The sequence below is a fragment of the uncultured Salinisphaera sp. genome, assembly GCF_964012375.1.
GTDB lineage: Bacteria > Pseudomonadota > Gammaproteobacteria > Nevskiales > Salinisphaeraceae > Salinisphaera.
The window spans coordinates 1-13,911 of the sequence record NZ_CAXGSH010000025.1; the positions used below are offsets into that span (position 1 = coordinate 1).

Annotated in this window: 15 protein-coding genes and 1 pseudogene; 6 read left to right on the forward strand and 10 right to left on the reverse strand. The window is 65.7% G+C overall.

Features of this window, described 5'->3' with window-relative positions; all coding sequences use genetic code 11:
* Window positions 1-300 (reverse strand): annotated as a pseudogene (locus ABNU97_RS06260) (3-deoxy-7-phosphoheptulonate synthase); the annotation flags it as partial.
* A gap of 217 nt (window positions 301-517) precedes the next feature.
* On the opposite strand from ABNU97_RS06260, the gene ABNU97_RS06265 reads away from it, so the two are divergent.
* The 4 genes from ABNU97_RS06265 to ABNU97_RS06280 are packed head-to-tail and all read left to right on the forward strand — an operon-like array spanning window position 518 to window position 4,056.
* Window positions 518-2,674, forward strand: a complete 2,157-nt coding sequence (locus ABNU97_RS06265; RefSeq protein WP_348765892.1) for an FAD-dependent oxidoreductase — start codon at window positions 518-520, stop codon at window positions 2,672-2,674.
* 24 nt (window positions 2,675-2,698) lie between these two features.
* Window positions 2,699-3,430 carry a sulfite exporter TauE/SafE family protein gene (locus tag ABNU97_RS06270; RefSeq protein WP_348765893.1) on the forward strand — a complete coding sequence of 244 codons (732 nt, stop codon included), beginning with the start codon at window positions 2,699-2,701 and terminating at the stop codon, window positions 3,428-3,430.
* A gap of 54 nt (window positions 3,431-3,484) precedes the next feature.
* Window positions 3,485-3,625 (forward strand): hypothetical protein, encoded by a 141-nt coding sequence (locus tag ABNU97_RS06275; RefSeq protein ID WP_348765894.1) that lies wholly within the window; start codon window positions 3,485-3,487, stop codon window positions 3,623-3,625.
* Window positions 3,622-4,056: a PaaI family thioesterase gene (locus ABNU97_RS06280; RefSeq protein ID WP_348765895.1), complete on the forward strand. Its 435-nt coding sequence runs from the start codon at window positions 3,622-3,624 to the stop codon at window positions 4,054-4,056. Before ABNU97_RS06275 ends, ABNU97_RS06280 begins: the two co-directional genes overlap by 4 nt.
* Before the next feature lie 9 nt (window positions 4,057-4,065).
* Here ABNU97_RS06280 and ABNU97_RS06285 read toward each other — a convergent pair whose 3' ends face one another.
* The 7 genes from ABNU97_RS06285 to mutM form a co-directional block, all read right to left on the reverse strand.
* The gene (locus ABNU97_RS06285; protein ID WP_348765896.1) at window positions 4,066-4,719 is read right to left on the reverse strand and encodes a hypothetical protein; all 654 of its coding nucleotides are present in this window, start codon (window positions 4,717-4,719) and stop codon (window positions 4,066-4,068) included.
* The gene (locus tag ABNU97_RS06290) at window positions 4,716-4,982 is read right to left on the reverse strand and encodes a DUF167 domain-containing protein (protein ID WP_348765897.1); all 267 of its coding nucleotides are present in this window, start codon (window positions 4,980-4,982) and stop codon (window positions 4,716-4,718) included. The genes ABNU97_RS06285 and ABNU97_RS06290 overlap by 4 nt, the downstream gene beginning before the upstream one ends.
* Before the next feature lie 56 nt (window positions 4,983-5,038).
* On the reverse strand, window positions 5,039-5,290 hold the full coding sequence (locus ABNU97_RS06295) for a GlsB/YeaQ/YmgE family stress response membrane protein (RefSeq protein ID WP_348765898.1): 252 nt from the start codon (window positions 5,288-5,290) through the stop codon (window positions 5,039-5,041).
* Between the two features lie 71 nt (window positions 5,291-5,361).
* Window positions 5,362-6,171, reverse strand: coding sequence for an SDR family oxidoreductase (locus ABNU97_RS06300; RefSeq protein ID WP_348765899.1), 810 nt, complete (start codon window positions 6,169-6,171; stop codon window positions 5,362-5,364).
* 4 nt (window positions 6,172-6,175) lie between these two features.
* Complete coding sequence (locus tag ABNU97_RS06305) at window positions 6,176-6,598, reverse strand: DUF1232 domain-containing protein (protein WP_348765900.1); 423 nt, start codon at window positions 6,596-6,598, stop codon at window positions 6,176-6,178.
* 109 nt (window positions 6,599-6,707) lie between these two features.
* Entirely contained in the window at window positions 6,708-8,297 is a 1,590-nt protein-coding gene (locus ABNU97_RS06310; protein WP_348765901.1) for an FMN-binding glutamate synthase family protein, read from the reverse strand.
* A 45-nt stretch (window positions 8,298-8,342) separates the two neighbouring features.
* Entirely contained in the window at window positions 8,343-9,158 is an 816-nt protein-coding gene (gene mutM, locus ABNU97_RS06315; RefSeq protein WP_348765902.1) for a bifunctional DNA-formamidopyrimidine glycosylase/DNA-(apurinic or apyrimidinic site) lyase, read from the reverse strand.
* A 119-nt stretch (window positions 9,159-9,277) separates the two neighbouring features.
* On the opposite strand from mutM, the gene ABNU97_RS06320 reads away from it, so the two are divergent.
* Window positions 9,278-10,300 (forward strand): bile acid:sodium symporter family protein, encoded by a 1,023-nt coding sequence (locus ABNU97_RS06320; RefSeq protein ID WP_348765903.1) that lies wholly within the window; start codon window positions 9,278-9,280, stop codon window positions 10,298-10,300.
* A gap of 14 nt (window positions 10,301-10,314) precedes the next feature.
* Window positions 10,315-11,532 (forward strand): MFS transporter, encoded by a 1,218-nt coding sequence (locus ABNU97_RS06325; RefSeq protein WP_348765904.1) that lies wholly within the window; start codon window positions 10,315-10,317, stop codon window positions 11,530-11,532.
* Between the two features lie 11 nt (window positions 11,533-11,543).
* Here ABNU97_RS06325 and ABNU97_RS06330 read toward each other — a convergent pair whose 3' ends face one another.
* Window positions 11,544-12,425, reverse strand: a complete 882-nt coding sequence (locus tag ABNU97_RS06330) for a metallophosphoesterase (protein ID WP_348765905.1) — start codon at window positions 12,423-12,425, stop codon at window positions 11,544-11,546.
* 66 nt (window positions 12,426-12,491) lie between these two features.
* Window positions 12,492-13,736, reverse strand: coding sequence for a carbohydrate porin (locus ABNU97_RS06335; RefSeq protein ID WP_348765906.1), 1,245 nt, complete (start codon window positions 13,734-13,736; stop codon window positions 12,492-12,494).
* Window positions 13,737-13,911 lie beyond the last annotated feature (175 nt).

The window sequence follows — 13,911 nt, forward strand, 5'->3', positions numbered from 1 at the left end:
CGTGGTCCGCGGTTTTTCGAAGTACTCCCGCATGACGATGAGCAGATCATCGGCATAGCGCTCGCGCGCATCGGCCAGTTTCTTGGCGTATTCGAGCGCGGCGTCCACGTCGTGAATGGAGCAGGGGCCGACTACGACCAGCAGGCGGTCGTCCTCGCCGTGCAGAATCTTCTGGATGGCCGTGCGCGTGTTGTAGACCGTCTCGGACGCGGCTTCGCTCACGGGCAGCTCTTCGAGTAGCGCCTGCGAAGAAATCAATTCCTGAATGCCCTTGATACGGAGGTTGTCGGTTTCGTGCATGGTTATTCGGGCGAATGCGGCCGGCGAAGACCGTGTAAAAATGAGCGGCGAGTCTAGCAGACGTGCCGTGATTTCAGGCATGGGCATGTTGTACCGATAGTTGGGCTTTATTAGCGGGCCTGCACACGGCGTCTGGATGCGCTGTCGCGGCGTAATCGCCCGAACGACATAGCCTGTCGGTGCCGAAGCTCGCAGGCGTTTGAAAGGAAAGCAATCGATGACCATCACCCGTATCGGCCTGGCCGTTTTCGTTATCGCGCTCATCGCGGCCTGGTTCGTGGTGAACCCGGGGCAGTATCTCGGGGCGGCCTGTAGCGATCAGGTATTCAGCCTGGCCTGTTTCGAAAGCCAGCGCGCCGCGCTCGGCGAGCTGGCTGCCGCCCACGGTCTGCTGTTCGCGGTGGGTTTCTTCGCGATCTATGTCGCGGTTACGGCCATCTCGTTGCCGGGGGCAGCGGTGATGACGCTGGTCGGTGGCGCGTTGTTCGGCCTGGTCGAAGGCACGCTGCTGGTGTCGTTCGCATCGGCCATCGGCGCCACATTGGCTTTTCTCATCGCGCGCTTCGTGCTGCGCGAAAGCGTTCAAAAGCGCTTCGGTCAGCGCCTGAAAGCGCTCAATCGCGGCGTCGAGCGCGACGGTGCCTTCTATCTGTTCGCCTTGAGGCTGGTACCGGTGTTTCCGTTTTTCGTGATCAATCTGGCCATGGGCCTCACGCCGATTCGCACGCGCACCTTCTACTGGGTGAGCCAGCTCGGCATGCTGCCGGGCACGCTCGTCTACGTGAATGCGGGCACCCAGCTCGGTCAGGTGGAATCGTTGTCGGGCGTGCTGTCGCCGGGTTTGATCGGCTCTTTCGTGCTGCTGGGTCTGTTTCCCCTGATCGCCCGCAAGACGCTGGATTTCATGGCTTCGCGCAAGGCGCTCGCCGGCTATGACAAGCCCAAGCATTTCGATCGCAACCTGATCGTGATCGGCGCCGGCTCGGCCGGGCTGGTGGCCGCGCTGATTGCAGCCACCGTGAAGGCCAAGGTCACGCTTATTGAAAAGAACAGGATGGGCGGTGATTGCCTGAATACCGGCTGTGTACCCTCCAAGGCGCTGATACGTAGTGCACGCTTGATGCACGAGATTCGCCATAGCCGGGATTACGGCATTCGCTCGGCCAGCGCGAACTTTCATTTCCAGGACGTCATGGATCGGGTGAAGTCGGTGGTGGCGACGATCGCGCCGCATGATTCGGTCGAGCGCTACGAGTCGCTGGGGGTGGACTGTATTCAGGCCGGCGCCCGGCTGGTCGACCCGTGGACCGTGGAAACCGACGACGGCCAGCGGCTGAGCGCGCGTCATATCGTGCTGGCGACCGGCGCGGTGCCGTTCGTACCGGCGATCGACGGACTGGCCGATATCGACTATCTCACCTCCGACACCCTCTGGGATCTCACCGAGCTGCCTGAGCGCCTGGCCGTGATGGGGGCGGGTTCGATCGGCTGCGAAATGGCCCAGGCCTTCGCACGGCTGGGCAGCCAGGTGACGCTCATCGAGCAGGGCGAGCGCATCCTTTCGGTCGAGGACGACGATATCAGCGCGCAGATGCGCGATCGGCTCGTTGCCGAGGGTGTGACCGTGCGAACCGGCCTCAAGGTGACGGCGGCCAGCCGTAACAGCCGCGAAACGGTGCTTACCTGCAAGCTGGGCGAGCGCGAGACCGAGATTCGCTGCGACCGGGTGCTGGTGGCCGTCGGTCGCAAGGCGCGCACCGAGGGCATGGGCCTGGAAGAGCTGGGCCTGATCAAGGACGGGCGTATCGCGGTGGACGAATATCTGCAGACCGCGCTGCCGAGCATCTATGCCTGTGGCGACGCCATTGGCGGCTACCAGCTCACCCATGCGGCCTCTCACGAAGCCTGGCATGCCACGGTCAATGCCCTGTTCGGCGCCTTCAAGCGCTTTGCGGTGGATTATTCCAAGCTGCCCTGGTGTACGTTCACCGATCCCCAGGTCGCACATGTGGGGCATAACGAGAACAGCGCGCGCGCCGCCTCCATCGAATACGAAGTCACCCGCTACGATCTGGCCGGCCTGGATCGCGCAATCGCCGAATCGGCCCGCGAGGGCGTGGTGAAAGTGCTGACCGTGCCCGGCAAGGATACGATTCTGGGTGCCACCATCGTTGGCGAGGCAGCCGGCGAGCTGATCATCGAATTCGTATCGGCGATGAAGCACGGCATCGGCCTGAACAAGATGCTGGCGACCATTCATCCCTATCCGACCCTGGCCGAGGCCAACCGTTTTGCCGCCAGCGAATGGAAAAAAGCGCATGCGCCTGAGTGGGTCTTTCCCTGGCTGGCGCGGTTTCATGCCTGGCGTCGCTAGGAGCGAGCGCGGGCCGCTTTCGCATTGACTGCCCTGCTGGTCGCGGCCGCCTTTGTCACCGCCGTGCTGTCGGGCATGGCCGGCATGGGCGGCGGCACTTTGCTGATCGCCCTGATGTTCGCGCTGGGCATGCAGCCGGCCCTGGCTTTGCCGCTGCATGCCGGGGTGCAGTTCGCGGCCAACGCCTCGCGCAGCGTCGCCTATGGCCGCCATGTGCGCTGGCCGGCGCTGGCGCTGTTCGCGCTCACGGCCGTGCCCGGGCCGTTTCTGGTCGCGCCCTGGGTGGTCGATGCCAACCCGGACTGGATTCGGCTGACTCTGGCGCTTTTCGTGGCGTTGGCCGTCTGGCCGAGCTGGGCGGCACGCCTGAAGATCCACGGGCGGGGCGGCCTGCTTGCGGCCGGCGCGATCGCCGGCGTACTGGGCCCGGTGGTGGGGGCCACCGGCATGCTGGTAGCACCGTTCTTTCTTCGCGACGACTGGCGCAAGGAACAGATCATCGCCACCCTGGCGGTCGCCCAGACCGGCAGTCATCTACTCAAGATCGGCGCGTTTTCGCTCAATGGTTTCAATGCGTTCGCACGGCTCGATCTGCTGGTGCCCATGGCCGCGGCAGCCCTGCTGGGTACGCTTGTCGGGCGCCGGCTGCACGGCGTGTTTTCCGAGCATGGTTTCCGCCAGGCAGTGCGGGCTATCATGATCGTGCTGGCACTGCGTCTGGCCTGGGACGGCCTGGCCGGCCTGTGGTCGACTTGAGGCGTGGCGGGTTCGTCAGTACCGTCCTTTGTGGCTCATATTCGGGAGACGCCGTTGCCCACCTTCGTGATGCTCGCCTTCGTATTCGGCACGGTCGGCTTTTCGCTGGCTGCCGTCGCGTTCGCCCAGACCGTCGCGCTCAAAAAGCGTCTCGATCGGCTGGAAGCGCGTTCGGAAACCGAAAGCGCACCGTGAGCCTCAAAGACGCAGGCCAGATCGAAACGGTGATACGACGCAACGTCGGATCGCCCGGTCGGCCTGCCTTTCGCGTGCTCGCGGTGGGGGCGGCCCATGCCGATATCTGCCTGCCCTACGACGCGGGCATGACCCGCCTGGGCGATACCATATCCGGGCCGGTGCTCATGACCGCCGCCGATGCGGCCATGTATGCCGCCATCATCGCGCATGTGCCGGACGGCGAATACGCGGTCACCAGCCATTTCAATATCGATTTTCTGCGTCGGCCGAAAGCCGCCGACGTGTTGGCGCGCGCCAGCTTGCTCCGCGTGGGCCGGCGCAGCGTGGCCTGTCGGGTTGAGCTGTTCTCGCAGGATTTCGACACGCTGGTGGCCCATGTCACCGGCGCCTATGCGCGCATGAATACCGCGACCAGCGGCACTGTCTGAGCCGCGGCACTACCAGCGTTCGATCGCAGCCCGGGCGGCCGCATTGGCCGGACGTGCGATCAGTCCGCTCTGGGTCAGGGTGATTTGGTAGCGCGCGCCATCGGCCATGGGGACGTAGGTCGCGCTGCCGTAACGGGCATCGACCGCCTTCGCCCAGCCGGGAAGGCGCCTAGCAAGCGCGAAGGCGTTGACTCCCGGTTCCTCGGCGTCGAGGGCCACCACGCTGCGCGGTTGGGTTCGCTCATCGGCAATATCGCGATATCGACCGCTCAGGCGCTCCAGCCGGAATAGGGCATCGAAGCCGAACAGATTGGCCCAAGCGTGCCATTTGAGCACGCGGGCATCGAGCTGGAATTCGTCGCCGGCCAGCTCGAAAAGCCGAGGCGGGCCGTTATCGGTGGCAAGCGTTGCCTGAAAGCGCTGGTCGGCCAGCGCCTGGAAGCTCAGCTGTGCCACCGGCTGTTCGTAGCTCAGGCGCTGGTAGGTATGCAGGTTGAGCAGCAGGGCGCCGGCCAGGGCGGTCAGCGCCAGACACAGGCCGCCGCAGGCGCCCGAGCAGGTGGCGGTGAATACACGCCGTCGGCGCAGGCGTGTCGTGGCATGGCCGAGCAGCATTACCCCGATCGCGGCCAGCGCGGCCAGCGTGCAATAGACGACGATCATGGCGCGGGCGAGCCCAGTCGCCGGGCGAATTCGCCCGCGTCGATATCGTCGATGGCGACACGCTTGAGCGCGCGTGTATGGCCGCGCTCGATACGTATCGCGGCCGGCGCAACGTTTAGAGCCTCGGCCAGCAGTGCGACAACGGCGCGGTTGGCCTTGCCTTTTTCAGGCGCGGCGCGCACGCGCAGCTTCAGCGCGGACCCCAGCCAGCCGCTGATCTGATCCTTCGATGCGCCGGGTACGACCTTGATATCGATCTGCATAAAAAAACCGGCGCATCGCTGCGCCGGTTGCCGGTTTTATATAACCAACGCGTCAATCAACGCGATTTCATCACGCGATACAGCCACAGCAGCAGAATGGCGCCAAGAATGGCGATCAAGAAACTGCCGAGGTTGAAGCCCGATACCGTGCCCATGCCCAGGGCAGTGGAAATGAAGCCGCCGAGCACCGCGCCGAGTATGCCGATGACGATGGTCACGATGATGCCGCCCGGATCCTTGCCGGGCATGAGCAGCTTGGCGACGGCGCCGGCAATCAGGCCGAAGATGATCCATGCAATGATGCCCATCAGTTAAATCCTTGTTCGTAGGGGGTTCGCGTACTGTGCGCGCCGCCGCAGAGCCGTGCAAGTGGGTGATTTTACGCCTTGCGTCGGTAGCGATCCTTGGCCCGACGCCCCTTGGCGGCGAGCAGCGGATGCAGCATGCGAGGCAGGGCGGGCAGCAGATAGCCGGCGGTGGCCATCACCCGGCTCATGGCCGGGCGTGCGCGTTCCACACGGCCGTCTCGGGCACAGGCGAGGATGAGCTCGGCGATCTGCTCAGGCGTGCTCATGCCCTGCGAGAAGGTGATATCGGACACCGAATCGATATCCTCCAGGATGAAACCGGTGGCGATCGGGCCGGGTGAGACCACGCTCACGCTGATATCGGTATCGGCGAGTTCATCGGCCAGGGCATAGGTGAAGGCGCGCAGCCCGAACTTGGTCGCCGAATAGCTCGCACTGCCGGCCAGCGGCATATAGCCGGCGATCGACGCCACGTTGACGATGGCCGCGCCGTCGCTTTGGCCGAGCGCGTCCAGCGCCAGCCGCGACAGCATCAGCGGGGCACGCAGGTTGGTATCCACCATCTGGCCCATTTCGTCGGCGCTGCGCGTGGCCACCGGCCCGCGATGATGGCAGCCGGCGTTGTTGACCAGCATATCGAGTCGCCCGTGCACGGCCAGCGCCTGCTCGATGAGCGCTCGACAGCCGGCCTCGCTCGCCACGTCGGCGGCGATGGGGGTGGCGTCGATATCGGCTGCGACGCGCTCGAGCTTTTCCAACCCCCGGGCAGCGATAACGACTTTCGCCCCCGCGGCCGAAAGCGCGCGGGCCGTGGCTTCGCCGACCCCGGCCGAGGCGCCGGTCACCAGCGCCACCCGGCCCGAAAAATCTTTGACCGTCATGATGTTACTCGACTCGCCGCAGTGGGCGTTTGTAAGCGGGGCGCTCGAACCATTGATCGAGCTTCTGGGCGGTACGGCGGCGCACGTCGTCGTTGATGTACTGCGACAGGGCCGCCACCGCCAGCGCGAGGGCGGACAGATCGTCGGTCAGCCCGAAACCGAACAGCCAGTCCGGAATCGCGTCCATGGGCAGGATGAAGTAGCCGAGCGCGCCGTAGGCGGTGACCCTTGCCCAGCGCGGCGTCTCCGGGCGCTGGGCGGCATAGTGCAGCCACAGGGCCTTTTCCAGCAGCTCGTAGCCGGCGCGTTTGGCGACCCGCGAGACCTTGGTCCAGAAGCGCGTGGTCGAGTATTGCCCGGCATAGTCGCGAACCTCGGCCGCGGTTTGCGGGGCCTCGGCCGGCCGGTGAACGGTCGTTACGGTCATCAGTACTCCCGGCGCAGAGCGCCCTGGGTGAGAACGGTATGACCGAGCGTAGCGCATGCGTCGGCGCTGCGCGTATCCGTATCGTTCGCGGGTCCTCGGGGCGCGGTGCCTAGATCGCGGGCAGGAAACTATGCGCCTGTGCCTTGCGCCAGGCCTGCTCGTAGCGGCCGTCGCCCTGGCGGGTGAGCAGCTCGCCGGTTTCCAGGAACCGGTAGACCTGGTCGGCGGTATGGATTTCGGAGTCGGTAGTACGCCGGCACAGATGTTCCGGGCGGAGCTGGCCGGGATGGTCGAGGCCGACCGTGGCGACGACTTCCTGCATGGCCGCGACCGTACGCCGATGGAAGTTGTAGACGCGTTCGCCCTTGTCGGGCACCACCACCGCGCGCTGGCGCCATTTGTTCTGGGTGGCTACGCCGGTGGGGCAGCGGTCGGTATGACAGGATTCTGACTGTACGCAGCCCACCGCGAACATGAAGCCGCGCGCCGAGTTGCACCAGTCCGCGCCCAGGGCCATGTTCGCGGCCATCTTGAAGCCGGAGGTGATCTTGCCCGAGGCGCCGATACGGATACGATCGCGCAGCCCTGCGCCGACGAGCGTGTTGTGTACCCACACCAGGCCCTCACGCAGTGGCGTGCCGACATGGTCGGCCAGCTCCAGCGGGGCCGCGCCGGTGCCGCCCTCGGCGCCGTCGACGACGATGAAATCCGGGGTGATGCCGGTCTTGAGCATGGCCTTGGCGATGGACATGAACTGCCAGCCGTGGCCCACGCAGAGCTTGAAGCCCACTGGCTTGCCGTTCGCACCCTCGCGCAGATCGGCAATGAACTCCATCAGTTCGATCGGCGTGGAAAATGCCGAGTGCGACGGCGGCGAAACACAGGTCTGCCCCACGTCGATACCGCGTGCCTCGGCGATCTCGGGGGTGACCTTGGAGCCGGGCAGTACGCCGCCGTGGCCGGGTTTGGCACCCTGGCTGAGCTTGATCTCGATCATCTTGACCTGGTCATCGTTGGCGACCTGGACGTACTGATCGCGGTCGAAGCCGCCGTCCGCGCGCCGGCAGCCGAAATAACCGCTGCCGATCTCCCAGATCAGGTCGCCGCCGAATTCCTTGTGGTGGCGGCTGACCGAGCCCTCGCCGGTATCGTGGGCAAAGCCGCCCTTGGCCGCGCCCAGGTTGAGCGCGCGGATCGCGTTCGCCGACAGCGAGCCGAAGCTCATCGCCGAAATATTGAGCGTAGAGGCCTCATAAGGCTGGCTGCACTGCGGGCCGCCGATACGCACCCGCGGCGGAGTCTCGCTCGGCGTCTTGGCCGCGATCGAATGCACCAGCCATTCGTGGCCTTCGGCATAGACGTTGTGTTCGGTGCCAAACGGGTCGGCGTCGTTGACGTTCTTGGCGCGCTGGTAAACCTGCGAGCGGTGCTCACGCGAAAAGGGCGCGGCCTCGGTATCCGACTCCAGCAGGTACTGGCGGATCTCGGGGCGGATCGCTTCGATCATCCAGCGGAAATGCGCCAGCAGGGGATAGTTGCGCAGCAGCGCATGTTCGCGCTGGAAGAAGTCGTGCAGCCCCATGCCCAGAAAAGCCACGCTGATGAGAAAGAACAGCCCGAAATAACGCGGCATGCCGAGGGTGAGATAGCCGAACCCCACGGTGGCGACAATGAAGGCGATTAAAGCGATATAGCGCATGGACTCAATCCAGGCAGTAGAAAGCGGTGCGCCCGAACAGCGCGTTCATTTCTGGCAGACCGGGCAGAAGAAGGTGCTGCGCTGGCCGATGACTTCACGACGGATCGGCCCACAGCCGCGCGGGCAGGGCTGCCCGGCCTTGCCATAGGCGGCCAGGCGCAGCTGAAAATACCCGGTATCCCCGTCCACGCCGATATAGTCGCGTAATGTCGTGCCCCCGGCCACGATGGCATCGGCCAATACCTGCCGTATGGCCGCTGCGAGGGCATGGTAACGCGTCCTGCCAATGCGCCCCGCCGGCCGGCGGGGATGAATACGGGCGGCGTGTAGTGCTTCGCAGGCATAGATATTGCCCACGCCGACCACGGTCGCGCTGTCCATGATGAACGTCTTCACCGGCGCGCGGCGTGCGCGTGATCGGGCATAGAGCCAGTCGCCGTCGAACGCATCGCCGAGCGGTTCCGGGCCCAGATGGGCCAGCAGCGAGAACGTCTGCGGCGGCTCGTCGAGCCAGAATATCGAACCGAAACGCCGGGCGTCGTTGAAGCGCACCGTCCAGTCGTTGTCGAGCACGATATCGACATGATCGTGCGTGGCCACAGGCGTATCGGCGGGCACGATACGCAGCCGCCCGGACATGCCCAGGTGCAGGCAGACATGCCCGGTCTCGGCTTCGAACAACAGATATTTCGCGCGCCGATGGACGGTGCGGATGCGCTGGCCCGGCAGTACCCGCGCCAGCGCCTCGGACACCGGCCAGCGCAGCTGGGGTTGGCGCACGACGACCGTACGCACGCGCTGGCCGCGCACATGCGGTTCGATCCCCGCGCGCGTGGTTTCGACTTCGGGCAACTCGGGCATCGCACCATTCTGCCACGACCAGCACGCACGCCAGGCGTGGTATGGCTTCGGCCGGCGCGGTTTCGGGCCGTCGGGCGTGAAGCGTGAACAGGCCAGGGCGCGGCCGGTATAATTGCGCTATGCAGAAATTAAGCTGGCTCAAGCGGATCCTGCCGGATCGATTCATCCTCGCGCTGCTGTGCGCCATCGCGCTCGCGAGTTTTCTGCCGATCCACGGCACCGCGGCGGTCTATTACGACTATCTCACCAACGCCGCCATCGCGCTGCTGTTCTTCCTGCACGGGGCAAAGCTCTCGCGCGACGCCATTTATGCGGGTGCGACGAACTGGCGACTGCATGTGGCGGTGCTGCTGGCCACGTTCGCCCTGTTTCCGTTAATCGGTCTGGTGTCGCAGCCCCTGCTGGCGGGCTGGCTCACGCCGGAACTGCTCGCAGGGGTGCTGTTCCTGTGCCTGCTGCCGTCGACGGTACAGTCGTCGATCGCGTTTACCTCGGTGGCCCGCGGCAATATTCCGGGGGCCGTGTGCAGCGCCAGCCTGTCCAACCTGCTGGGCGTTTTCATCACGCCGTTGCTGGCCGGGTTGCTGATCAGCAGCGAGTCGATCAGCGGCGGTGGTTCGCTCAACGCCGTGGTCGATATTCTGGTCAAGATTCTGCTGCCGTTCGTTGTCGGCCAGATCGCGCGGCGCTGGATCGGCAGCTGGGTGGCCGCACACCCCAGGCTGGTCAAGTTCGTCGATCAGGGCTCGATCGTGCTGGTGGTCTACGGCGCGTTCAGTGCGTCGGTGGTGGAAGGGCTCTGGCAGCGCACGCCGTTGTCGGCACTGGCGGTCATCGCGGTGGTATGTGCCGTGCTGCTGGCGATCGTGATGGGCCTGACCTTCGCGGTCGGCCGGCGCTTTTTCTCCCGCGAGGATGAAATCGTGCTGCTGTTCTGTGGTTCCAAGAAATCCCTGGCCAGCGGTATTCCCATCGCCAAGGTTCTGTTCGCGGGCAGCGCCTTGGGCAGTGCCGTGCTGCCGCTGATGCTGTTCCATCAGCTGCAGCTGATTGTGTGCGCTCTGGTCGCCGCGCGCTACGGCCGGGCTGCGGACGCGGCTGAAATACAGACTGCCGAAGCCGTATCGCGGGCCAGCCGCTGATTTTCAGCGCGCCGGTGCAACCTAAACAAAGCCCCGCGACCGGGTGGGGGATTGCCGGCATCGCCTTTCTGGGCGGCGTGGGCGGTGGCGTTGTGTTCCCGATTCTCCCGGTGATCGGTATGGATCTGGGTATTTCCGGGTTCATGATCGGGCTGATCCTGTCGGCCAACCGCATCACCCGCTTGGGTTTCAATCCGGTCACCGGCAGTCTGCTCGATCGTTTTGGCGCCCGCTGGCCCGTGGCGGTGGGCCTGGCCATCGAGGCCGCCGGTACGCTGGCCTTCTCCGTGGGGCTCGTGGCCGATTCGCCGGGCCTGTGGTTTCTTGCCGGGCGCGTCATCTGGGGTATCGGTTCCTCGCTGCTGCTGGTGGGCACCCTGGCGGCAGTGATGGCCATCGCGCCACGCGCCAGCCGAGGTGGCATGACCGCGCGTGTGCGTACGGCCATCAGCCTGGGGCTGCCCGCGGGGCTCGTCATCGGCGGACTGATCGCCGATGCGGCCTCGGCCAACGCCGCGTTTTTAACCGCCACCGCGCTGAGCGTGGCCGCCGCCACGTTGACGCTGTTCCTGCTGCCACCCACGCCGGCGCCACAGGCGGGGGAAAAACGGCCGAGCACGGACAGCGAAAGCACGCGCGAACAGTGGCGTGCGCTTCTAAGCGTGAAGACGTTGCGCATCATCTGGGGCGCGAACGCGCTGCTGTTCTTTGCCGTATCCGGCGTGCTGCTGGCCACCATCGCGGTGCTGGTGGATCAGCGCGGGCTGTTCGTATTCGGGCTGGGCCCGGAAGGCAGTGCCGGCCTGCTTATGGCGGTGCTCATGACCGCTCGGGCGGGTGCGTCGCTGGCCGCGGGGCGCATACTCGATCGCTCGGCATCGCGCACGCGATTGCTGCTGCCGGCCATGGCCCTGGTGGCCATCGGTTTCGTGGGTCTCGGCCTGGCCGGTACATCGCTTACCGCGGCCGCGGCGCTGATGGTGATCGGCGTCGGCTCGGGCGGGCTGACCATTCCCTTGCTGACGCTGCTCGGCGATGTCGCGCCTGCGCATCTGCACGGCCGGGCGTTGTCGGTGTATCAGTGGTCGAGCGATTTCGGCGGCGCGCTCGGCCCGGCCGCCGGTCTGGAGCTCGGCCGCCTGCTGGGTTTCGGGCCGAGCTATGCCGGCGTGGGCCTGCTGATGCTGGTGATGACGTTACCCCTGTGCGGCTTGATCGCAAGCGAGCGCTAGCGATCTCGCGCTCAGGCGCGCCCGAGCGGGCAACGGCTGACCTCGTGACCGGCGTTGTCGACGAACACGGTTTCGGCCTGCACTGTATCGGCGTCGACCGTGAGCGCAATATGGTGGCGCCTTGCGCCGTCGTCTTCGATACGCGGCACGCGTGCGGCATTGAGATAGAGCGTGGCGGCGTCCTGAGCCCAGGTATCGCGCCAGGCGCCGGTATGCTTGCTGCGATGGTGCATATGCCCGGCCAGCACCGCGCGAACGTGCCGGCCCGTGGCGTGGGCATGGTCGATGGCGGAGCGCAGATCCGGGTCGCCGAAGTCGCCGTGTTCCGGGTCGAAGTCGCAGCCGAAGGGCGTACCCGGTGTATCGCCCAGGCCGCCCGGGCCGTTGTGGGCCAGCACGATGAGGTTTTCGGGGGCGGCGTCGACGAGCGCGCATAGCTTGTCCGCGCTGGCCTGGAAATCGGTGACACCGAAAGCCGATTTCAGATAGTGGCGATAATAGAAACGGTCGGGCCCCATGGCATGCGGACGGGCGACAAGCAGGCCCAGGTCGCGATCGAGTTCGGCCAGGGTATAGCCGCCCAGACGGACGCCGCCCAGGGCCTCGTCGAGCTGACGTACGCGTTTGTGCATACCGCGGGCGCCCAGCCGCGCCGCCAGGGGCCGGTTCTTGACCTCGGCAAGCAGCTGCCACAGGCCTACGCCGTCGTGATTGCCCGGAATGGCCCAGGCCGGCTTGGTCAGGGCGGCGAGCTGGCGCGCCACGGGAAGACTGTTGACCACGCGCGCGAAGTCGCCCACGAACAACAGCATGTCGTAGTCGCTGGCATTGAAGAACGCGGTATCGCGTTCGTCCCAGAAGCCGTGTATGTCGCCGATGACGCCGAATTTCATGGCGAACGTTTTAGGCCGCCCGGGCTTCTACGTCAAACGCGTGCCGTCATGTCGGGCCGGCCGTGGCTAGAAGGCGATCTCGCCGCGCAGGGTCGCGACCCTGGCGTCGTCCAGTCCCATGCCGCCGGGGTTGACGATGTACTGGAAGTCCGGCTTGAGCGCCATCCAGGGCGTGACCTGAACGGCGTGGAAGACTTCGAGCGCGGTTTCGTGGTCCTGGGTGAAGCCGGCCCCCGGCGCGTCGGAGAAATCCACCCGGCTGACCATCAAACCGGTGAGATCGTCGGGACGGTCGGCGATCAGGCCGGTGACCTGAACCCCGGCGCCGATATGCGAAGCCAATTCGCTCACCTGCTCGTCGGCCCGGCCATATTGGGCAAAGCCGTCGACTGCCAGCGGCGAGGCCGGGTCGTCGTAGAGCGATTGGTCCCAGACCAGATACACGCCGTCGCTGCTGTCATCCACGCCGCCGTCGAAACGAGGGAAGTCGCCGTCGTGCCGCCAATAGCCGAATCCCAGCCGCCCGTCCAGCTCGGCAAGCCGGTACTCGAGGCCGACTTCGCCAACGCTGAAGCGGTCGCTGTCGTCGCCCAGAAAATTGTCCGGCCCGCGCGTACCGGTACGTCGGCCGTTGAGGCTGGAGCCGTCATAGACGCCGGCACGGGCATAGACGCCGGCCGGTAGCTCCGCGAACAACGCGATGCCGGTGGCCGGATCGGGGTAGGAGGGAAACGCCAGGATGGTGGGCGAAAACCCGGGCGAGGAATTCAGGAACTGATCGCCGTTGTCGACATAGGCGAAGTCTTCGTTGGCATCCATCTTGCCGATCTTGATGGCCAGGCGCTCGTCGAACAGATCCTGGCGATACCAGAGCGAATAGAACGCATCCAGCGGCGTTTCGTCGATGTTGGAATAGACCTGGATATCGCCGCTGTCGAGGTTGCCGTTGTCGCCGTGAAAGCCCAGGTAGGACGCGCGCAGCGTGCCGCCCGGCCAGCCAAAGGCGGCCTCGGTATCCAGCTCGATGCCGGCCTCGATCAGATAGCGCGCGGCGGTTGCGCGTGGCTCCGCGCCGCCGTCGAGTACGATCGAATAATCGCCGATGGCCACCGCATCGAAGCTCAGCCCACGGGCTTGTGCAGCGGGGCGCAGCCCGCCCATATCGCCGAGCAGCGTATCGCGGGTGGCGATATCCGGCGCCCCGCTTACGTCGGCGTCGTACGTGGATTCGGCCTGGGATGGGCCGGCGGCGGCTATGCCAGCGCCGAGGAGCAGGGTGGGGGCCAGCGCGCGGCCTGACCAGCGCCTCATGCGCCTGGCCGGGTGCATCGACGATTTCGGCGTAGCCTGTGAACGGTGGCTGGGCATGGGTGTTCCTTGACTGTTCGGTGTTCGATCCAGCGGGCCTTCAAACGCAATTGACAGCCTTGGCGCGAAAAATTAGCATCGGCTAAACTTTAGGGCCAAGTGTCATGCGGGTTTGACA